17 protein-coding genes are annotated in these 21,845 nt (G+C 61.8%); all 17 read right to left on the reverse strand.

Going from position 1 to position 21,845, the window contains the following annotated elements:
* Positions 1-4: 4 nt before the first annotated feature.
* The 17 genes from E8E78_RS26770 to E8E78_RS26850 all read right to left on the reverse strand — a co-directional run bounded on the left by E8E78_RS26770 (position 5) and on the right by E8E78_RS26850 (position 21,843).
* Complete coding sequence (locus E8E78_RS26770; RefSeq protein ID WP_059394793.1) at positions 5-310, reverse strand: STAS domain-containing protein; 306 nt, start codon at positions 308-310, stop codon at positions 5-7.
* Positions 311-433: 123 nt separating this feature from the next.
* Positions 434-886, reverse strand: coding sequence for a flagellar export protein FliJ (fliJ, locus tag E8E78_RS26775; protein ID WP_016498552.1), 453 nt, complete (start codon positions 884-886; stop codon positions 434-436).
* A gap of 6 nt (positions 887-892) precedes the next feature.
* On the reverse strand, positions 893-2,248 hold the full coding sequence (gene fliI / locus E8E78_RS26780) for a flagellar protein export ATPase FliI (protein ID WP_059394792.1): 1,356 nt from the start codon (positions 2,246-2,248) through the stop codon (positions 893-895).
* Positions 2,238-3,032 (reverse strand): flagellar assembly protein FliH, encoded by a 795-nt coding sequence (gene fliH, locus E8E78_RS26785; RefSeq protein ID WP_059394791.1) that lies wholly within the window; start codon positions 3,030-3,032, stop codon positions 2,238-2,240. Before fliH ends, fliI begins: the two co-directional genes overlap by 11 nt.
* A 178-nt stretch (positions 3,033-3,210) precedes the next feature.
* Positions 3,211-4,230, reverse strand: a complete 1,020-nt coding sequence (gene fliG / locus E8E78_RS26790; RefSeq protein WP_016488432.1) for a flagellar motor switch protein FliG — start codon at positions 4,228-4,230, stop codon at positions 3,211-3,213.
* Positions 4,223-6,001 carry a flagellar basal-body MS-ring/collar protein FliF gene (fliF, locus tag E8E78_RS26795; protein ID WP_016498549.1) on the reverse strand — a complete coding sequence of 593 codons (1,779 nt, stop codon included), beginning with the start codon at positions 5,999-6,001 and terminating at the stop codon, positions 4,223-4,225. The genes fliG and fliF overlap by 8 nt, the downstream gene beginning before the upstream one ends.
* A gap of 15 nt (positions 6,002-6,016) precedes the next feature.
* Positions 6,017-6,349 (reverse strand): flagellar hook-basal body complex protein FliE, encoded by a 333-nt coding sequence (fliE, locus tag E8E78_RS26800; protein ID WP_003254438.1) that lies wholly within the window; start codon positions 6,347-6,349, stop codon positions 6,017-6,019.
* Between the two features lie 217 nt (positions 6,350-6,566).
* Positions 6,567-7,922, reverse strand: a complete 1,356-nt coding sequence (locus tag E8E78_RS26805) for a sigma-54 dependent transcriptional regulator (RefSeq protein ID WP_059394790.1) — start codon at positions 7,920-7,922, stop codon at positions 6,567-6,569.
* Positions 7,922-9,139, reverse strand: coding sequence for an ATP-binding protein (locus tag E8E78_RS26810; protein WP_059394789.1), 1,218 nt, complete (start codon positions 9,137-9,139; stop codon positions 7,922-7,924). The genes E8E78_RS26805 and E8E78_RS26810 overlap by 1 nt, the downstream gene beginning before the upstream one ends.
* Before the next feature lie 212 nt (positions 9,140-9,351).
* On the reverse strand, positions 9,352-14,508 hold the full coding sequence (locus tag E8E78_RS26815) for a glycosyltransferase (protein WP_280311725.1): 5,157 nt from the start codon (positions 14,506-14,508) through the stop codon (positions 9,352-9,354).
* Between the two features lie 49 nt (positions 14,509-14,557).
* Positions 14,558-15,607: an NAD(P)-dependent oxidoreductase gene (locus E8E78_RS26820; protein WP_280311724.1), complete on the reverse strand. Its 1,050-nt coding sequence runs from the start codon at positions 15,605-15,607 to the stop codon at positions 14,558-14,560.
* Between the two features lie 6 nt (positions 15,608-15,613).
* A complete protein-coding gene (locus E8E78_RS26825) occupies positions 15,614-16,531 on the reverse strand; it encodes a LicD family protein (protein WP_280311723.1) in 918 nt (305 codons plus the stop codon).
* A gap of 34 nt (positions 16,532-16,565) precedes the next feature.
* Positions 16,566-17,162 (reverse strand): class I SAM-dependent methyltransferase, encoded by a 597-nt coding sequence (locus tag E8E78_RS26830; protein WP_280311721.1) that lies wholly within the window; start codon positions 17,160-17,162, stop codon positions 16,566-16,568.
* A 132-nt stretch (positions 17,163-17,294) separates the two neighbouring features.
* The gene (locus E8E78_RS26835) at positions 17,295-18,125 is read right to left on the reverse strand and encodes an SDR family oxidoreductase (protein WP_280311719.1); all 831 of its coding nucleotides are present in this window, start codon (positions 18,123-18,125) and stop codon (positions 17,295-17,297) included.
* Positions 18,118-19,173, reverse strand: a complete 1,056-nt coding sequence (locus tag E8E78_RS26840; RefSeq protein ID WP_280311717.1) for a Gfo/Idh/MocA family oxidoreductase — start codon at positions 19,171-19,173, stop codon at positions 18,118-18,120. The genes E8E78_RS26835 and E8E78_RS26840 overlap by 8 nt, the downstream gene beginning before the upstream one ends.
* Complete coding sequence (locus tag E8E78_RS26845) at positions 19,170-20,051, reverse strand: sugar phosphate isomerase/epimerase family protein (RefSeq protein ID WP_280311715.1); 882 nt, start codon at positions 20,049-20,051, stop codon at positions 19,170-19,172. The genes E8E78_RS26840 and E8E78_RS26845 overlap by 4 nt, the downstream gene beginning before the upstream one ends.
* A 1-nt stretch (position 20,052) precedes the next feature.
* The gene (locus tag E8E78_RS26850) at positions 20,053-21,843 is read right to left on the reverse strand and encodes a thiamine pyrophosphate-binding protein (RefSeq protein WP_280311713.1); all 1,791 of its coding nucleotides are present in this window, start codon (positions 21,841-21,843) and stop codon (positions 20,053-20,055) included.
* Positions 21,844-21,845: the final 2 nt, after the last annotated feature.

Below are 21,845 nucleotides of genomic sequence, written 5' to 3' on the forward strand. Positions count from 1 at the left end.
GCGCTCAACTGATGTCGAACAGTTTTTCGAAATTGGAGATGGCGAGGATCTTGCGTACATCGGAGCTGGCGTGCACCACGCGCACATCCGACTCATCGCCGCCCGCATGGTCCCTCAGCAACAGCAGCATGCCGAGCGCAGAACTGTCGAGGTAGGTGGTGTCTTTCAGGTCGACGATTACCGAATCGGGCCGATAGGGCTGGCGTTCGTAGGCGTCACGAAATTCCTGATGCTTGCCGAAATCGAAGCGCCCCTTGATCTTGATCGTCAGTTTATTCCCTTTCCGCGAAAAATCAGTCTCGACTGCCATGCTAGCGATTCCTTCGATGATGGCGGATGCAACTCCATTAAGGTTTAGCAGGCGATGGCATGGGTGGCAAGCACATGGTTCCAGCAGGCGATGCGGCCCCCTGATTGATGGTGCAAGACAGGATCAGAAATGGTTTTGCCGGGGCAAGCGCTGCGACAGTTCGTCCAGCAACCGCTGCTCACGCTTGTCTTCGGCGCGCCGGGCTTCGTCCATGTAGCGCTGCACCAGCTTGCGCAAACCCTCTACCCGGGCATAGGCCTGCTGCCAGGTGCCACGGGCGTTGTTGAGGTTATTCTGGTGCCACACCAGGCTCTGGCGCTGCTGGGTCATGGCCGTTTCCAGCTGCCCCAGAAAACGCTGGTAGTTGACCAGCCAGCTGCCATTGACCCCCTGCCCGCCGCGGTTGATCCACTGCAGCTGGTAATCCTCACGAAACCGTTCGAGTTCGGCCAGCTTGGCCTGGGAGGTGGCCACCTGCTGCTGGAAATGCCCCAGGCGCTGGGCTGCCTTGCGCTCGGCTTCCTCGGCCATGTCCACCACCGGCGCCAGGCGCGCAGCGCGTCCGGGCAGCGCCATGGCCTATCAGCCCGCCGGGGGCGTGAAGATCGCCCCCAGCTGTTCGCGGCTCTGCGCCATGCCCACATTCTCCTGCAGGCCTTGGCGCAGAAACTCCACCAGCTTCGATTGCAAGGCAATGGCCAGGTCGGTTTCCGGGTCGCCGCCGGCCACATAGGCGCCCACGCTGATCAGGTCGCGGCTTTGCGAAAGGCGCGACCACAATTGCTTGAACTTCTGCGCCTGGCGCAAGTGGTCGGCATCGACCACCTGGGGCATCACCCGGCTGATCGAGGCTTCGATGTCGATGGCCGGATAATGCCCCTCTTCGGCCAGCCGGCGCGACAGCACGAAGTGGCCGTCGAGCACACCGCGCGCCGAGTCGGCGATCGGGTCCTGCTGGTCATCACCTTCGGACAACACGGTGTAGAACGCGGTAATCGAACCACCACCCGCCTCGCCATTGCCCGCCCGCTCCACCAGCTTGGGAAGCTTGGCGAATACAGACGGCGGGTAACCCCGGGTGGCCGGCGGCTCGCCGATGGCCAGGGCAATTTCACGCTGGGCCTGGGCGAAACGGGTGAGCGAGTCCATCAGCAACAGCACATTCTTGCCCTTGTCGCGGAAGTACTCGGCGATGCGCGTGCAATACATGGCAGCGCGCAGGCGCATCAGCGGCGCATCGTCGGCAGGCGAAGCCACCACTACCGAACGCTTGAGGCCCTCTTCACCCAGGATGTGCTCGATGAACTCCTTCACCTCACGGCCCCGCTCACCGATCAGGCCAACCACGATGATTTCGGCTTCGGTGAAGCGGGTCATCATGCCCAGCAACACTGACTTACCTACGCCAGTACCGGCAAACAGGCCAAGGCGCTGGCCGCGACCGACGGTCAGCAGGCCATTGATACTGCGGATGCCCACGTCCAGCGGCTTGCTGATGGGATCACGGTTGAGCGGGTTGATCACAGGGCCGTCCATCGGCACCCAGTCCTCGGCCTTCATCCCGCCCTTGCCATCCAGCGCGCGGCCGGCGCCGTCCAGCACACGGCCGAGCATGCTCATGCCCATGGGCAGCCGGCCGCCGTCATCCAGCGGCACCACCCGGGCGCCGGGGGCGATACCGACAATGCTGCCGACAGGCATGAGGAACACCTTGGGCCCGGCAAAGCCCATGACTTCGGCTTCTACCTGGACCGGGTGGTAGCTGTCGTCGTTGATCACCAGGCAGCGGCTTCCCACCGCAGCGCGCAGGCCTTCGGCCTCCAGGGTGAGCCCGACCATGCGCAGCAGGCGGCCTTCGACGATGGGCTGGGACGGCAGCTCGATGGCCTCGGCATAACTGCCCAGGCGTTTGCCGAAGCTGGTGCGCTTAAGGTGCATCAGGGCTTTCCACCGAACGCTCTACGGGGGCGTTCAGGTCTACCGACATGTCTGGCGCCGCCGGGTGCAGGGAATGGTCGTGCAACTGGTCGAACAGCTGCGCCACGGCTTTCTCGATGCGCGTTTCCATTGTCGCGTCGATGCGGCTATGGGCAGTCTCGATACGGCAGCCCCCCGGTAGCAGCGCGCTGTCTTCCAGCAGCCGCCAGTTTTCTTCATGGCGTTCGCGCAGGGCCTTGGCCAGCTCGAAGTCCTGCGGGTTGAGGTGGATGCGGATATTGTCCGCGCCCATGGGCAGCAGCTTCAATGCTTCGCGCAGCACCTGGGTGATCTGGCTGGAGTCGTTGTGCAATTCGCGGCCGATCACCTGGCGAGTCATGTGCGCCACCAGGTGCACAAGGGTTTTCTCGATCTGCGTGTCTTGCTCGGCGATCGGCTCCATCAGGTTGGCCATCAGTTGCTCAAGGCCGTCGAGCTTGGCCTTCAGGGCCACTTCGGCCTCTTGGCGCACCTTGAGCTGGGTGCTGTGAAAGCCCTCTCGCTCGCCGGTGGCGAAACCTTCGTTGTAGGCTTCCTGGCGGATGGCCTCGAGCTCCTCCAGGGTGAGCGGCTGGACTTCTTCCAGCGGCACTTCCTCGATTTCTTCCTCGACCGGCTCGGGTTCCGGCTCAGGCTCGGGTACGGGCTCTGGCTCCGGGTCGAAGCTGGGCAGCGTCCACACGTCCACGCCCTCGAGGTCGCGGGCGCGGATCAGGTCGCTGGGGTGATGTTCTTTGCTGGACATGTTTTAAAGTACTCAACAAGCATGTTCGACCCATAAGGGCCTTGTGGGAGCTGGCTTGCCGGCGATCAAGGGCGCAGCCCATGCCATGCAACGACTCTGCCTGGGCTGGCCTCATCGCCGGCAAGCCAGCTCCCACAATGACCGCACCAGCCCCACCATTTCTTCCTGACCTGATGGATCAGATCATTTCCTCGGCACCCTTGCCGCCGAGCACGATCTCGCCGGCCTCGGCCATGCGGCGGGCGATGGTGAGGATTTCCTTCTGCGCCGTTTCCACGTCGCTGACCCGCACCGGCCCCTTGGCCTCCAGGTCGTCGCGCAGCAGTTCGGAGGCACGCTTGGACATGTTCTTGAAAATCTTGTCCTTGACCCGCTCGTCGGCGCCCTTGAGCGACACCACCAGCACATCGGACGACACTTCGCGCAGCAGCGCCTGAATACCCCGGTCGTCGACGTCGGCCAGGTTGTTGAAGACGAACATCAGGTCTTCGATCTGCTCCGACAGGTCGCTGTCGACTTCGCGGATCGCATCCATCAGTGCACCTTCCACGGAGCTGTCGAGGAAGTTCATGATGTCGGCAGCGCGCTTGATGCCGCCCAAGGTGGTGCGCGCGGCGTTGGAGTTGCCCGAGAACTGCTTCTCGAGGATCTGGTTCAACTCTTTCAGCGCCGCCGGCTGCACGGTGTTCAGCGACGACACGCGCAAGACGATGTCCAGGCGCACCTTGTGGTCGAAGTTGCTCAGCACTTCGCCGGCCTGGTCAGGGTCGAGGTAAGCGACCACGATTGCCTGGATCTGCGGGTGCTCGTAGCGGATCACGTCGGCTACCGCGCGCGGTTCCATCCATTTCAGGCTGTCCAGGCCACTGGTGTTGCCACCCAGCAGGATGCGGTCGACCAGGCCATTGGCCTTGTCCTCGCCCAAGGCCTGGTTGAGCATCTTGCGGATGTAGGCATCGGACCCCACGCCCAGGCTGGTCTGGTCGCCGACAATGTCGACGAACTCGCTCATTACCTGCTCGACCTGGTCACGGTGCACATTACCCATCTGCGCCATGGCCACACCCACCCGCTGCACTTCCTTGGGGCCCATGTGGCGCAGCACCTGGGCCGCATCGGTCTCGCCCAGCGAAAGCAGCAGGATTGCCGCCTTGTCGACACGGCTCAGCTTGGCGGTAACGGCTCGGTTATCACTCATCGGCGTTGATCCAGTCTTTGACGACCTGGGCTACACGGCCCGGGTCTTCGGCCACCAGGCCTTTGATTGCGTTGAGCTGTGCCTCGTAACCCTCGCTCGGGCTAGGCAGCAGAATGCTTGTCGGGCCACCCAGGCTGACGCGGTCGTTGGCCAGTTCGCCATCCAACCCCACCATGCCGCCCAGCTCCATGTCGCTATCCGAAGCGGCCTGCTTGCCGCCCCCTGTGATGTTGTTGAGCACCGGCCGCAGCACGCCAAACACCAGCACCAGAATGAACACCACGCCCAGCACTTGCTTGACGATGTCCCAGAACCACGGCTGCTGGTAGAAGGCGATATCGGCAATTTCTTCGTTACGGTCGGCGGCAAATGGCACGTTGATCACCGTCACGCTGTCACCACGGCTGGCGTCGAAGCCGACCGCGTCCTGCACCAGGCGGGTGAAGCGCGCCAGGTCTTCGGCAGCCCACGGTGCACGGCTGGTGTTGCCGGTGGCCGGGTCGATCTTGACCTGGTCGTCGACCACCACTGCCACCGACAGGCGGGTCATGCGCCCCTGCTGCTGGCGGGTGTGGCTGATGGAGCGGTCCAGCTCGAAGTTCTTGGTGCTTTGCTGGCGTTTGTCCGACGGGTACGGTGCGAGCATCGGCTGGCCGGTGGCCGGGTCCATGATCTGCTGGCCGTTGGCATCCACCAGCGGCTGGCCAGGCTGAATGGCTGCGGCCGGGGTAGCGGCGCCACCGGTGGTTTGCGGTGCCGAAGCGGCGCCTGGCGGCTGGTTGCTCAGCGCGCCAGGCACACCTTGCGGGCCCTGGCTGCTGGCGCGTTGCTCGTCAACCGACTGTTCGCTGCGCAGCGCCGGCTGGTCGGGGTTGAACTGCTCGGCAGTCGACTCGACGGCACTGAAGTCCAGGTCGGCAGACACTTCGGCCTTGTATCGGTCATTGCCCAGCACAGGCTGCAAGATGTTGCGCACGCGCTGGGTAAGCATGCTTTCCATGCGGCGGCTGTAGTCGTACTGCTTGCCGGCCTCGGTCAGGGCAGAGTCCTGCAGCTGCTCGGACAGCAAGTTACCTTTCTGGTCGACCACGGTGACCTGGGATTTGTCCAGCTCCGGCACACTGGTCGCCACCAGGTTGACGATGGCCGACACCTGACCGGCTTCCAGGGCACGGCCCGGGTACAGCTCGACCAGTACCGAGGCGCTAGGCTTGCGGTCGTCGCGCACGAACACCGAGCTTTTCGGGATGGCCAGGTGCACGCGTGCGGCCTTGACGTTGTTCAGGCTGGAAACAGTACGCGCCAGCTCGCCTTCCAGGCTGCGGCGGTAGCGAGTGGCTTCCATGAACTGGCTGGTGCCCAGCCCCTGCTCCTTGTCGAGCAGTTCGAAACCGACATTGCCATCGCTGGGCGCCACGCCGGCGGCCGCCAGTTTCAGGCGCGCACGGGAGAGGTCGTCGGCCTTGACCAGCAGAGCACCGGAGTTGGGCTCGACGTTATAGGGGATGTCAGCAGCACCCAGGGTGTCCATGACCTGCTTGGTGTCCATGCCCGACAGGCTGCCGTACAGCGGACGGTAATCGGGTTGTTGCGACCACAGCACCACGGCAAAGCCGATTGCCACGCTGGCCGCCAGGCCGACCATGAGGCCGACTTGGCGCAGCATGGGCATCTGCGCGATGTTTTCCAGGAACGACATACCTGGCAGCGGGCGCTTGGCCGCTGCCGGGCCCGTCTTGGCGGGGGGGTTGTCGACGACTGCTTCAGCCATGGTCTACGTCCGTCCTCAAACCGGCATCTGCATGATGTCCTGGTACGCCTGGACCAGCTTGTTGCGTACCTGGGTCATGGCCTGCATCGACACACTGGCCTTTTGCGAAGCGATCATCACGTCGGTCAGGTCGACGCCGCTCTTGCCGATCTCGAAGGCATTGGCCAGCTGGGTCGAGGCCTGCTGAGTCTCATGCACCTTGCCGATTGCCTGGCCAAGCATGTCGGCAAAGGTACTCTGCCCCGGCGCCAGCTCGGGAGCGGCGGTGACCTTGGGCAGCGACATGGCATCGGCCTGCATGGCCCGCATGTCCAGCATCAGACGATTGAATTCAACACCTTGGCTCATGACCCTTCTCTCTCCTGCGGCCGCATTTTTTTGACACTCATGCGGCGAATAGCCTACGTAAAGCAACAAAGGTGCCAGCCTATATAGTTCAGGCAACACAGCCCCTGTGGGAGCGGGTTCACCCGCGAAGAATCCGACTCGGTATATGGCACCGGCTGCGCCGGTGTTCGCGGGTGAACCCGCTCCCACAGGTATCGCGCCCTCTGCGGGCGCAGTGTCAGCCGAACAGGCTGGCCTCGACGTCGAACCCGGCATCGCGCATCTGCGCCAGCTTATAGCGCAGGGTCCGCGGGCTGATGCCCAGCCGCTCGGCCGCCTCTTTGCGCCGACCGCGCTCGGCGCGCAGGGTGTCGATGATCATCTGGTACTCGTGGCGGCGCATGTCATCGCCCAGCCCGCTGGCCTCGGCCGCTACTTCAGGTGATGGCTCTATGCCAGCCGACAAGGGAATGGCGCCTGCCAGACAAAAATCCGCCGCCTCGATCACCCCACCCTGCTGCAGGATCAGCGCCCGCTGAAGCGCGTTGTCCAGTTCACGCACGTTGCCCGGCCAGGCATAGGCCTGCAGGCAGGCCCGGGCCTGCGGCGACAGGCGCACCGGGGCGTGTTTCATCTTGACCGCGTGGCGGGCCAGCAGGCGCTCGGCCAGTTGCAGGATGTCGCCCGGGCGCTCACGCAACGGGCACCAAGCCAGGGGGAACACTGACAGGCGGTAGAACAGGTCTTCACGGAAGCGACCGGCTGCCACTTCGCCAGCCAGGTCGCGGTTGGTGGTTGCCAGCACGCGAATGTCCAGGCTGATCGGCTTGCGCCCGCCTACCCGCTCCACTTCGCGCTCCTGCAGCACGCGCAGCAGCTTGGCCTGCAAGGCCATTGGCATTTCCGAGATTTCGTCGAGCAGCAGGGTGCCGCCTTCGGCCTGCTCGAACTTGCCGGCCTGGGCGGCAATGGCACCGGTGAAAGCACCCTTTTCATGGCCGAACAGGGTGGCTTCGAGCATGTTGTCGGGGATGGCCGCGCAGTTGATGGCCACGAAGGGCTGCGCCGCCCTCGGCGACTGCTGGTGAATGTAGCGCGCCAGCACTTCCTTGCCGGTGCCGGACTCACCAGAAATCAGCACGGTCGAGTCACTGCGCGCCACGCGTGCGGCCAACTCCAGCAACTGGCGGCTGGCCGGCTCACAGGCCACCGGCCCCTCGTCAGCGGACACCCGCCCGGCGGCATGCCGCTCGACCAGGCTGAGCAGCGCCTTGGGCTCGAACGGTTTGACCAAATAGTCGGCAGCACCTTGGCGCATTGCTTCGACGGCACGCTCGACGGCGGCGTGCGCCGTCATCAACAGCACCGGCAGTTGAGGTTGCTGGCGGCGCAACTGGCTCAACAACTGATGCCCGTCCATACCGGGCATGTTCACATCGCTGACCACCAGGCTGAAGGCATCATCCACCACCGCCTCCAGCGCTTCTTCGGCACTGCCCACTGCCTGGTAGGCGAAACCGCCGATTTCCAGGGTATCGCCCAGCGCTTGGCGCAATACGCGGTCGTCCTCGACCAGCAGCACCTTGATTGCCATTACACCCCCTCCGCCAATTGCCCGTCGATCAACGGCAGCTCTACCCGCACGCAGGTGCCTCGGCCCACCTTCGAACGCAGGCTGATAGCGCCCTGGTGTGCACGCACCACAGCCTTGACCACCGCCAGGCCGAGGCCGGTGCCAGTGGCCTTGGTGGTGAGAAACGGCTCGCCAAGGCGCGCCAACAACTCGGCGGCGATACCGCTGCCGGCGTCACTGACACACAGATGCAGGGTGCGCTCGCGACGGAACAGGTGCACCTTCAAGCGCGCTGGGCCGTCGCTGGCCTGCAGGGCATTTTCAATCAGGTTGAGCAAGGCGCCGACCAGGGTGTCACGATTGCACAGCAGCTCACCGAGATGGCTGTCGCACTGCCAGCGCACGGCGTGCCCCTGCACATGCGCCTGAGCCGCCTGCTGCAGGGCCTGGAAAAGGGCTTTTGGGGTAACACGATCACCCAGCGGCAACTCGCCACGGGCGAACACCAGCATGTCACGCACCTGGTGCTCCAGCTCGTGCAGGCGCTCCTTCAAGGTACCGGCGAAACGCTGGCGGGTTTCCGGGCTCAGCTGTTGCTCGCTGTCAGCGAGGTGGCTGGCGTAGAGCATGGCGGCCGACAGCGGCGTGCGGATCTGGTGCGCCAGCGAGGCGACCATGCGCCCCAGCGACGACAGGCGCTCGTGGCGGGCCAGCTGGTCTTGCAGGCGACGGGTTTCAGTCAGGTCGTTGAGCAGCACGAGTTGGCCGGGTTCGGCATCCAGCGAGCGGGTGGCGATGGACAGCCGACGGCCATCGCGTAGCGAGACTTCGTGGCCATCGTCCTTGCGCGGCGCAAAGCTGCGGGCGATCACCTGGCGCCACAGTTCGCCGATCAGCGGTTCACCGAGCAGTTCGCAAGCAGCCGGGTTGGCTTCACGTACAAGGCCATGGCCATCGATCACGATTACCCCGCCGGGTAGCAGGGCCAGCAGGTTCTGCAGGCGGTTGGCCAGGCGTTCCTTTTCGCTCAGCTCTTCGATGCGCTGGGCACTGACCACCGCCAGCTCGCCTTTTAGTTCACTGACCCGGGCTTCGAGCAGGCTGTAGGACTGGCTGAGTTGGCTGGACACCTGGTTGAACAGGGCGAAGGCTTGCTCGATACCCTGGTGGCTGTCCTGCTCGATCGGGGTCTGCCCCTGATGATCGGGGGCTCGGGTTACGTGGGCGGCCTGGGGCATCGTGCTCTCTCGCGTGGCTGACCGTCATAAAAACGGTGTGTTGCCAGCGGTGTAGCAATAGCCGTGCCGGGGATGGGGGTTTTTATTGCCTGTGCCGGCCTCTTCGCTGGCTTGCCCGCTCCCACAGGGCCAGCATAGGAGTCAAGCCCTACGCTGTACCTGTGGGTGCGGGCAAGCCCGCGAAGAGGCCGATCCAGGCCTACGACAATGTATCAGTCCGGCAGCCAGGCCTTGCGCCAGTTGCTCAGGTTGTCGCCTTCGAGCATCCAGCCGCCCAGCACTGCATTGCGCAGTGCATCGCCCGCCTTCGCCGAGGCATCCAGATCAGAGATGTGCATGCGAATGGCATCTACCCAGCCTCGGAAACGGTTCTTTACCAGTGTGACCGGCAAATCGCTGTAGCCCTGGTAGCAACGCAGGTCGCTGGCGATCACCGGGAAACCACAGGCGCCGTACTCCAGCAAACGCAGGTTGCTCTTGCACTCGTTGAACAGGTTCTGCTCGACCGGCGCCAGGGCCAGGTCCAGGTTCATCCTGGCCAGCGTCGCGGGGTATTGCTCAATCGAGACACTCGGGTGGAACTCATGAACATAAGGCCGCAGCTTGTCCGGGCACATGCCGAAGAACACCCACTCCACCTCGTTGGCCAATTCCTTGACCACGTCCGCGATCACTTCCAGGTCGCCCGTATGGCTCGCCCCACCCGCCCAGCCGACGCGCGGTTTGCGCGACTGCCGGCGCAGGGCCTTGAGGCCGCTCCAGTAGCGGGTATCCAGCGTGTTGGGTACCACGCGGATATCGCCATGTACGCCGGCGAAGGCCTCGGCCAGCGGCTGCGTGGAGACGACAAAGCGGTCCACATGGGAAAGACCGCGACGTATGGACCGCAGAATGTCCTTGGGCATGTGCGCCCTGTGCACGCTCTTGAGCGGCAGGTTGGGCAGGTAGTCGTCCAGCTCGAAGACCTTGAAGGCCCGCGAAAACGCATGCATCCGGCGTATATGCTCAATCTGCTCGTCGCCAACCTGGCGCTGCAGGATGATGCTGTCGGGCTGATAACGCTCAAGTTCGGCAGGCGCCAGATAATTCCACGCCACCACCCCTTCGGCCAGCCCCTCGCGGTTGAGCGTATCCAGCGGCTGGATGACCCGGTAGTTGCCACACCCTCCTCTGTCCGCCGCATGGGCGAGGATCGTCGGCAGCGGTTTCCAGGACGACAACGGTCGCCAGCTCAGACCGGAGGGCGCCAGGCCGAGGCCATTGCTTGAAGACAGCGAGAAGTTCGGGTTGTGCAGCGGGTCGCGTGCCAGTACAGGCAGCCAGCGGTCATACAAGGCATCTTCTTCTGCTGCGGTGGCCGGCGTAACCGCCTCCTCACTGAGCAGCAACTGAACACGCGGCGTCCACACATTCAGGTAGCCGCCACGGTGCAGACGCAGGCACAGATCAATGTCCGTCCAGCGCTGCAACTCGGGCGCCTCGTCGAAACCGCCCGCCTCCAGGAACAGGCTTTTGTTCACCAGCAGGCACTTGCCGCTGACTGCGACATAGTTCTGGTCGACCTGCAGGCGCTGCAGATAGCCAGACGCGTCCATCGGCTGCCCGGCAAAAGCTTCGCCAACAGGGCCATTGAGGCCGAGCACGAAACCGGCATGGCTGATGGTAGCGTCCCCCGCCACCAGTTTGGCCCCCACCACGCCGACTTCCTGGCGCATGCCGTGGTTGAGCATCTGTTGCAACCAATCGTTATCGAGCACCGCTGCGCCTTCGTCCAGCCACAGCAGGAAATCACCACGGGCCTGCCCGGCAGCCTGGTTGCGCATTTGCACAGGCGCCATGCCGGCTGGGAACCCCAGGCAACGGATGGCATCGGTGCCAAGCCGGGCAACGTTGTCGAGCCAGCTGTTTACTGCCGGACCGGCATTATCAGGCGCCAGCAGCAGCACCTCGTAGTTTCGATAGGTTGTCTTCTCCAGAATGGTTTCCATGCAACGCTGCACCCGCTCGGTGCTGTTGCCCTGGAGCAGGATCAGGATGCTGACCGGTGCGTCGCCGGAGGCGCCATAGTCCAGATCATAACGCCCGGGCAGACGAGACTCGACGCGCGCCTGGGCAAAACCGCGGGCTTGCAGATGGCGCTGGATGACCCCGCGCTCGTCCGGGCAGTCGCGCAGCGACGGGGCATCACAAACCAACAACGGCTCGCTGATATGCCCCAGCCCCTCAAAGCCGGCAGACTCGATCAGGCGCAGGATGTAATCCAGCTCGAATGCCTGGCCCGCCTCCTGGCGGAAGCCCCCCATGTCCAGCCACACCTGCCGGTTGAACAGCCAGTGGCGTGACAGGCTTGCCGGCAAACTGAGCAGCAGATCAAGGTTGAGATCAGGGCGCAGCGCAGCGCCCATTTCCGACCCGGCGCAACGCAAACCTTCATCACCATAAACGGCGCGACAGCCAGGTGCCGCCAACAGGTCGAGCGCGGCAATCAGCAAGCCACTTGCAGTGAACTCACTCCCCGCCTCTACCAGCATGAACCAGTCAAACTCACTCGCCTGAACAGCCTGGTTCAGCTGATCGCTCAGGCTGGCATCGGTCAAACGCATGAAATGCAGCGTATCCTGCGCCGAAGTCGCGGGCGCCTCGCCCGGCGTCAACGCGACAATTTTCAACGTGGAATAAAGGCAGTGATCGCTGTTCAGGCTTTGCAGAGAAGCTTTCAATGCATCTGCGTGCCCATCAGCGTCCACCACGATAATGCCGATCACAGGGCCGCCCTGATGGGCGTGCAGACGCTGTTCGATCAGGCGGCTCTGCATGGCATCCGGAACACGTTCGCCCAGCCAGGTTTGCAGCGTCAACGCCTTGGGCTTGCCACCCAGATGCTCCAGCATCTCCTGGCGCCCGCGCTCTACTTCCTCGTTGCCAACGTCGCTATGGCGCGCATACAACTCGCGATATAGCGCTGGGTAATCTTTCAGTGCCTGCTCGGAACGTCGAGCCGGCGCACTGTCATCACGGCGCATACGGACTTCCACCGTCTCACAGCGAACATGATGGAAGGCGCTTCGCGCGCTCAGGCGCATGAGGAAATCCCAATCTTCCAACCCTGCCAGGGACTCGTCGAAGTCCCCCACGGCAAGTGCAAGCGCGCGTGGGCAGGCAAAGGTGTTGATCGGGATGTAGTTGTTGACCAGCAAACGCTCCCTGGAGTACGCCTCGTGGTGATAGCGTTGCTCACGCGCCACTTCGGTCCGCTTGCCTGCCGCAAGCGTTTCCTGAATGAAGACTGCATCCGTATACACCACACTGTCGGGGTGGGTATCCAGCGCTTTGGCCAATGTTTCAAGATGGTCAGGCAGGTACAGGTCGTCATCGTCCAGATAGACGACATAACGACCACGGGCCAGGTGCAAAGCAGCATTACGGGCAGCAGCCGGGCCACGATTACGGCCTTGGCGGATGTACGTGACCGGGAAATCGTATTCAGCCAGCAGCGACTCGACCGGGTCGCCGTTGTCGTTGACCAGAACGACGTCAAAGTTCTTGAAGGACTGATGGGCAACGCTGTTCAGTGCATCCCTTAGCAATTGCGGACGGTTAAACGTGGTCAATATGATGGAGAACAGCGCTCTCTCGGCGTCCTGCGCCAGGGCTTCCAGACGCCCACACAACTGCCGAACCCGTTTGCCCAGCCCGGTTTCCTGCTCTTGCGGATAAAGTGCCAGCCGCCGCTTTAGGTGCGCAGCAACTTCGCGCTCATAGCCTTTCAGCCGCCCTTCGTTACCACGCTCAAATACGCCCTCAACAATACAGGTATGCCCTTCCAGTGGTGCCGAGGAGACATAAAACTCATGGGAATGTTGTGCAGCATGGACGCGATAGCTCACACCGGGGACAGTGGTGAAGACGAAGTCAGGGTAAAGCTCCGCAAGCTGAACCATGAGCTGCCAGTCACCAGCCCCACGAATTCTGACATCACGCCGCCAGGCTTTGAAAAAGGCATCCCTACGAATGATGGCCGCAGAGGGAGTAATGTAGCTGTCGAAAATCAGAAGATCCGCTACCTCATTACGCCCACCAAAATAGTCTTCACCACGATGGCCTGGGTGGCGAGGCCCTGGTACAGGCTCACCGTGCTCGCTGACCCACCCTATCGGGCTGTAACCTACGGCAACCTGCGCATTGCTTTCCATCGCAGGGAGAAGGCGCTGAACATGGCCGGGATTCATGAAATCGTCGGCCATGAATAGAATTACGTATTTGCCTTTGGCCGCCCAAAAGCCATTATGAGAACTGCTACCCACCCCAAAATTTCGCCGATTACGCATATAGCGCACCCGCGAGTCAGAAGAAAACGCCTCCATGACCAGTTGAGTATTATCCGTCGAAGCATTATCCACGACGAGAACTTCAACACTTTCAACGCCCTGACTTAAAATAGAGCGCACTGCCTGCCCTAGGTACCTGCCATAGTTATAGGCCGGTATAACCACGCTCAACAGCGGCGCAGCACCACGCACCTCTGCGGCATCCAGGGCAACCGCTGAGGTCAACGCGTTGATCCAGAAGTCCACGGTATAAGGATAGATGCGCTCATCCGGTCGAGCGCTGCCCTGCATGAGAAAACCTTGCAGGCGACCCGCTAGCGCCTCGTACTCTGCCTGTTCCATACCATCAAGAAAAGCGGACAAGGCTTCAAAATCACTGAATGCACAACCATCTATGTAGCAATCAACTGGAAACCATGCGGGTATCGAAGCAGTTGCTGTGTGCACAGGCACTGCGCCGGCTAAAAGACACGACCGCCACTGAGGTGACAGCCATTCAGATAACTCGGGCGCAAGGTCACACAATGCGAAGTGTGCCCGCTTAAGTTCGATATCATCCCGTCCAAACACACACGCTTTGCCACTTAAAGCCGGGCGCGGGTTTAATTCCGTAAGCGGTAGTTCCAACGGCTGATTGAGGCGCACCAGGTGCTGGCCGGTGAACGCTTCTTCGGAAGGCAGAAATACTCGATCGAACGCCTCAAATGCATGTGGACCCTCCATCGAGCTTTCTAGCCGCATGAGGTACTTTCGAATACCGGAGCATAACGTCAGCCCCCCCGCGCCTGCGTAAGCATGCTCAATGAGAAGGACGCTGTCATAGTGAGCGACGGTGTCTGATTCAACCATTCGCTCGAAGATAATACCGTTGGCATTACCATAATTCTGCAAGGGGCCGAAAGGACACAGCGCCTGCAGCCTCTCCCATTGCTCATCATTTAAAAGAAAAGCGTTCTTCTCTTGCCCTGGCTGAACCCCAGCGATACCCACTCGCCAAGGTTTACCCTGACAACAACCGCCAGCAATTGAGGCCCAATCCATCACGTATTCCCTCTGTCACGGCCACGCTCGTACGCAAGCTCGTTGAAATTCAATTTACATAACCCGGAGACTTTGCCCAGGCAGCCATGCTGTCGATCGACTGATCCAGGGTGGTCCATACATCCAGACCCAACCCGCGGGCACGACTGATATCCGGCACATAGAAGGAGCGCCCCGAATCATCGCCACGCCCCAGAATCCGCACGCGCTTGCCAGGCGCAATCCGGTCAATCACCCGACGCGCCAGTTCAGCGATAGTGATGGCCTGGTCCGACCCCACGTTATAAGCCGAGCCACTCTCTCCTCGCAGCAAGAGCGTCAGTAACCAGACAGCGAGATCTGCACCATGCAGATAACTGCGCATGGCTTGGCCACTGGAGTTAAGTACAATCTCGTCATTACTCAGGGCATCTCGAACGAAGTTGCCTATGGCGAAGTGTGCATTCAGCGGCAATCCTGGGCCGGCAAAAGCAAAGCAACGGGTATTAACCACCTCCAGACCGTGCGCCTGGGCGTAAATCGCGCCCAACGTCTCTTGCGCCCGCTTGGCCTCGCCATACGCACTGCTGATACGATTGCTCAAGCATGCCGCGCCTTGCTCCTCAGTCGCCCGCCCCTCGGTAGGCAGAACGCCGTACTGTGCTCCCGAGCCGGTAAACAGAACCCGCGCGCCATCGTTGCGTACCGCCAGATCCAGCACCCGACGCGCCCCCTCGATGATGGTGTCAAAAAGCTCCAGCGGACGAGCATGCGCCGCTGCAGAGGTGTCTGCCGCCCCATGTAAGATCAGCTCTACCGGGCGCCCAGGGAGCTGTCGTAGCTCCCGAATGTCTGCCGAAACCCAGCGTAGCCAGGAGCAGTCACGATAGTGCGGCTGGGCATCGAGAAAACGGTTGGGGTTTCGCGAAACAACGGTGACAGTGATACCCGCTCCCTTTCGATTGAGCTCATCAAGCAAAGCAAGCAGCCAACGACCGAAAAAACCGGTGGCCCCAGTGAGAAGCAGATGGCGATTGGCGCAATGCTCAGCCAACGAACCCAAGCCAGGCAGGCACAGAAGATCATCGCGCAGGGACGAAAAGTGCTGTTGATTGATCATTCGGTTCTACAGTGAAGTGAGGGATATTTTGTACTGTCCGAACTCCACTTCCGAAGAGGGGTACTCGGCAAAGGTGAAATCCTGCCGTGGTGTGCGCCACTGGCCGTAGACAAAATCCAGATAACCCAAAGCGTCAGCCGGCACCTTGAACTGCTGACCAAACAGTTCGACATGCTCATAACCATCAAAATGGTGCTCCGGGCAGAAGAACTCCGGCATGGACCCCAGCACAACAGCCTTGCCATCACGCAGTACCCTGCGGCTGATATCTACTTCAAAAGGCACCACGCTGCAGCTTCCCGGGAGATTGATGCAAGTAACCCGAACCGTGGCCCCGCGCTCGCCAGCGCGCACTAGCTCCACGCTCCACTGCATGCCGTCGCGCTGTGGAAAAAGCCCCTTGCTTTCACGCACCAAAGCAATAACCGCATCGAACTGCTCATCATTGACCGCAAAGTCAATGTCATCATCCCAGGGGATAAAGTCCCGTTCGCGGAATGCTCCCAGCAATGTGCCGAAATCCAGATAGAGATCAATACCAGCCTCCTCTGCCAAACTCCGCAACGTGAGCGACATTTCTCTGGCAATTTCCTTGGTCCGAGGGTGAGAGAAAGGATGCGCATCACGCATGCCCTTCATCTCTCGCTTACCTGGGATAAACGTGGGAATGTCAGACAGCCCCAGCGCGTCGAGCTGCTCCAGGATTCCCTTGGACCAGACACTGGCAATCACCACCATGTCGCATCGCGTCTCGCCTATCTGCGCTGGCGCAATAACCGGAATACCGTGAAATTCCCCGCCCTGCTTTGCCTGATCATTGTCAGCCACCGCCAGGAAGTTCAACCCGGGATTCTGCTCGATGAAGCAGCCACCACTTTTCCCCGCACCGAACAATATGAGCTTCTTGCCTTGCAAATCGTGCATGATTCCCCCTACCAGCTGACCTGTAGCCCAACACTCATGGGGCTGTCTTGATGGCCACGCAACGCCCGACCCTGGCGTCCTCAGCGCGGTACTTGGCAAACCCGTGCCCTTCGACTTCGTAAAGCCGGGAAAAACCTGCAGCCTCGATGTTCATCAGGGTCGCGCGGTGGTCGAGGTAGCGCCGGTAGTGGCCGTCACCGAACTCCTTCTGCTGCTCGGCATCGGCCACAGTACGGTATTCCAGAAACAACAAAGAACCGGGCAACAGTAGATCGCCCAGCAGTGTGAGGAAGTCGTTTTGCTCTTCCTCCCGTATGGCATGCAGGAAGAAGCGTGCGTACACGGCAACGCGCTTTTTGCCGTTCATGAACCTCTCGACTTCTTCGCGGGCATCGGTGGCACTGCGTTGCACGAAGTGCGCACGCGCGTGTCGACTGCCAGCACGACAGCGGTCAATAGCTTCTGCGGACGCATCAAGTGCCAGCAAATCAAAGCCGTGGGTAGAAAAGAAATGGCTATCGCGGCCATTGCCACAACCAAACTCGATTACCCCCTCCACAGCTTCTGCCGCGCTCAGGGTCATCATTTCCCCCAGCGCAAACGCGGCGAACTGCGAAGGCAACAGTGGCATAGGCTGGCTTGAGTGCCCATAAAATGAATCCCAATAGCCCGAACGCTCATCAGTTCCCATTGGACACACTCTTCAAATAGTCGATAGAGATCCATCTCTGGGCCTCATTGATACCCGCCATCGGGAACTGGCTCACCATGCACTTCGCCCGCCATCCATCACCAGGTTGGAACCATTCATGTAGCTGGAAGCATCCGAACAGAGGAAGGCGATGGCGCCACGGTACTCATCGGCTTCGGCCATACGCCCGAGTGGGATCAGTTGAGCCAGCTTGCTGACAAACACGTCGTTCTGCCCTGCGTAGACGCCACCTGGAGACAAAGCGTTGCAACGCACGCCCTGTTCGCACCAGTAGGTAGCCAGGTACTTGGTCAACCCGATCAGGCCATGCTTGACCACCGAGTAGGTCACCGGCTTGACCGGCTGCTGTTCGGGCTCGCGCCCCTCTACACGGTACAGACGCTGGTCCGGAGCGATCACGCCAAGGTCGGAGGCGATATTGACGATCACCCCGCGCCCTTGCCGGGCCATTTGCGCACCGAACACCTTGGAGCAATTGAAAGCGCCGCCCAGACCCACATCCAGATCGAGGCGCCATTGCTCCCAGGGGAAATGCTCAAGGCGAGAGAAGTCCTTGTCACCGGCACTTTCCACCTTGGGGTTACGCGCGGCATTGTTGATCAGGATATCCACCCGACCGTGCCGGGCCATCATTTGCTCGAAGGCCGCCGTCAGGGCAGCCAGATCAGTGATGTCGGCCACTAGGGTCAGCGCCTGACAGCCGGTTTCCACCGCCAACTTTTCGGCGTTGGCGGCCAGGGCTTCTGCGTTGATATCCAGCAGCACCGGCAGGCCGCCAAGCCCGGCGATGGTGGCCGCGTGCTGATAGCCCAACAGGCCGGCACCGCCGGTGATGACCGCGACGCGGCCGTCAAGACGAAACAGGGATTCGACACTAGCCATGCAGCTTCACCTCGCCGAGTGCAACTTCCCGGCCCTCTTTCATGGAGCGCAGGGCGGCCAAGGCCAGGCGCAAGCTCTGCAGACCGTCGTGCAAGCTCACCACTGGTTTGGCACTGCCATCCAGGCAGTCGAGGAAGTGCCGGGCCTGAGCCAGGAACATGTCATTACGGGTAAAGTCGGGATAGTCGTTCTGCTCGCGCAACTCGCCCTGGGCGCCATAAACGCTCAGGTGATTGGCCAACAGATCGATCTCGGCGTAGCCGCGGTCACCAACAATCTTGAAGCGTCGCACCGGTGGGCGCTGCAGATAGTCCTGGTGCAGCAGAATAGGGAAACTGCCATCAGCGCCATCACAACGCATCAATGAGGAAGCGGTATCCTCGACGTCGATCTCCAGCCTGCTCAGCTGGCCCCCATGGGTGACGATGCTGCTCGGCAGACCGAAGAACCAGTAGATCAGATCCATCTCGTGGATCTGCGACAGAATCACGCCCCCGCCCTGGTCGGCACGGGCAGCATACATCTGCCGGTAATCCTCATAACGGTGCCAGTTGGGCAAGTACTCCCCAATCTCCGAGCGCACGCTGAGCAGGTGGCCGAAGAAGCCCTCTTCCAGTAGCGCTTTGAGGCGTTGCAGGCCAGGGTGGAAGCGGAAGTTGTAGCCGACGTGAAAAGGCAGATTGCGCGCCTCCACTTCGCTCAGCAGTTGGTCAATACCCGCCAGATCGCTGGCCAGCGGCTTCTCCATGAACACCGGCACCCCGGCACGCACACATTCCAGCGCCACCGGCACATGCAGCGAGTTGGGGTTGCAGATGAATGCCGCCGCCGGCCTCTCGGCCAGCGCCTGGGCAAGGTCGTGGTGGGCCCTTATCTGATACTCCTCCTCAAGGTCGGCGCCCTCATCGACGGTGAGATTGTCTAGCAGCTTGATACGCTGGCCGCGTACCCGAAAGGCATGCACCTCCAGCTCATCCCCGAGGAGTTGACGGAGGTTACGCAGATGGCGCTGACCGATACCGCCCAGGCCGCAGAAAAGGATTTTCACGATGTCTTTCTCTCGTTGAGGGCGGTACCACGTAGCCAGTCAGCTGCCAGCGCAGCCATGCCGGCGAGCCAGCGCGGCTCATCGCCGGCGTCGCCACGGGCGACCTGCAACACGAAGTCACCCCGGTAGCCAAAACGCAGCAGTTGCTCGCGCAAGCTGCGGAAGTCGGTATCGCCCTGGCCCAGTGGCACAGTACCAGCGCCCAGACGACGATCCTTGATGTGGAAACTGCCGATGCGCTCGCCGTAGGCGGCAAACTCCTCTTCCGGTCGGTAACCCAGGGAGGCGCTATTACCGGCGTCGTAGTTGACCTTCACCAAGGGATGCACAAGGCGATCAAGCAGTTCGCGGAAGGCCTGCGGCGCCAGATCGGTTTCCAGATGCAGCTCGACGCCCAGACGCTCGGCCATTGGTAGCACCTGGCGAAGATTGGCCACTACCTGGTCCACCTCGGCGGCATCCCGCATGCGTGAAGCATCGACGAACGGAAGTACAACGCGGCCTACGCCCATCTCCGGGCACAGTTCCAACAGCGATTCCAGGCGCTGGATCAGCTCGGCGTTCTCAGCTGCACTGCAACGCAACAGCGGCCTATCCATGAAATAGTCGGCGCAGATGGACACCACCGACACGCCGTGCTGCGCCAGCAGGCCACGCAGCTCCCCACGACCAGCTGCGGTTTCCAGAGGATTGGCGCCTTCGCCGAACAGGTCGTAGATCCACTCGATACCGCGCAGGCCGATCTCTGCTGCGCGCTCGATCTCCTGACGCCAGCCCTGGCGCGGGAAGGACTGGAAGCGGCCCTCCTCCGGAGCGCCCAGGCGGCCCTGCATGGTGTACAAGCCGGCATCAGCGTATTGGCTCAGGTAGTCACTCATTTCAATCATCCAACAGCGGAATCAGCATGTTCGCACGCAGTTCGTCACGTTCAAGGAAGGGGAACAGATCCTCCAGAGGGCTGGAAACCATCACGCCGTTCTGGCCAATTTTTGAGGTGGTCCGCGGGCCGATGGCCTGATCAGACTCCACCATCACTTCACACAGCACCGGGCCATCCAGTGCCAGCGCCTCGTCGATGGCCTGACGCAGGTCGTCCTTCCCGTCGATGCGCCGCACTGGCAGGCCAAATGCCGCCCCCAGCGCAGAAATGTCCGGCAGGGTCAGGCCGGAGTCCGGATCGCAGCCGATGGTCTCCCTGAAGTACCCGCCCTGAGACGCACGAATCGAGGCATAGCCGTTGTTGTTCAAGACGAAGTACTTGATCGGCAAGCGCAGGCGGCGCACCACTTCCAGTTCCTGGATGTTCATCACAAAGCCACCGTCACCGTCCACCGACACGGTACGACGACCACCGCTGCCGAGGCAGCCACCGATTGAAGCTGGCAAACCGTAGCCCATGGAGCCCAAACCACCAGTGGCTACCGCGCGTTGACCGCGCTTCAGGCGCACAGAGAGCCAGAAGGTATCGAGCGCCGCCCCGGAACTGCCCGGTATGATCTGGTCGCCTTCGGCCAGCGCCTCAGACAGCGTTTCGCTGAACACGTAGGTATTGACGTAGTCACCTGGCTGTCGATACTCCCGCAGTACTACCGGGTAGGCCTCCTTCCAAGCGCGGCAACGCTCTCGCCAAGCCTGGCAGCCCAGTGACTGACCGCCGCTGGCGGCCAGCAGTTGCTCCATGAACACCCGAGCATCGCAAATGAATCGCTGATCCGGCATATCGCCGAGCTTGGCGACCTCCGCCGGGTCGATATCCACTACGACAATGTCAGCCTCGCGAGCGAAGTGAGTGCGGTTGAACCCGGTGATGGAGAAGTCCATCCGACAACCGATGGCCAGCACCAGATCGGCATTCTGCACGCTGAAGTTGGCGCCACGCTGGGCCACCGTGCCGCAGCGGCCGACATAGAGCGGGTGCTCATATTCAAGCAGGTCGGCGCCGATCCACGTGGTCAGGGTCGGAATACCCAATGCCTCGATCAGATCACGCATCGCCGCCTCGCCACCCGAGGCATGGACACCATTCCCCACCAACAGCACCGGGCGCTTCGCCTCACGCAATCGGCTTACCAGGATATCGAGAGCCTCGGCATCTGGAGCGACCGACATGCCAGTCCCTTCCGGCACAAAACCTTCAAGTTCAGCGGGATCGATTTCTGTCGCCTGCACATCCAGCGGTACATCGATCCACACCGGCCCCTTGCGACCAGTAAGCATCAGATGAAGCGCCTTCTCCAATTCATAGCGGACCCGTTGCGGGTCCAGCAGGCAAACGGCGTACTTGGCCAGCGGAGTGACTACGCTGACGATGTCCAGCTCTTGGGTACCCAGCTGACGCAGGCCACTGTCGCCCTTGAGGTCGGCGCGTTTGACCTGGCCGGAAACGAACAATGCCGGGGTGGACTCGAACCAGGCGCCGGCCAGGCCGGTGATGGCGTTGGTGGCGCCTGGCCCGGAAGTCACAAGGCAGGCACCGAACTTGCCGGAGGTACGTGCATAGCCCTCCGCCGCAATGGCTGCGCCCTGCTCATGAAGCATACTCACGGCGCTCAGGCGCGGTTGGCGAAACAGCGCATTGTTCAGGTGCATGGCTCCGCCACCAGGCAGGAAGAACACATGCCCGACACCCTGGTTGGCGATGAACTCGAAGATATAGTCGGCGACACGCATGA

The organism is Pseudomonas sp. BN505 (genome assembly GCF_029873175.1).
In the GTDB taxonomy this organism is placed as follows: Bacteria; Pseudomonadota; Gammaproteobacteria; order Pseudomonadales; family Pseudomonadaceae; genus Aquipseudomonas; species Aquipseudomonas putida.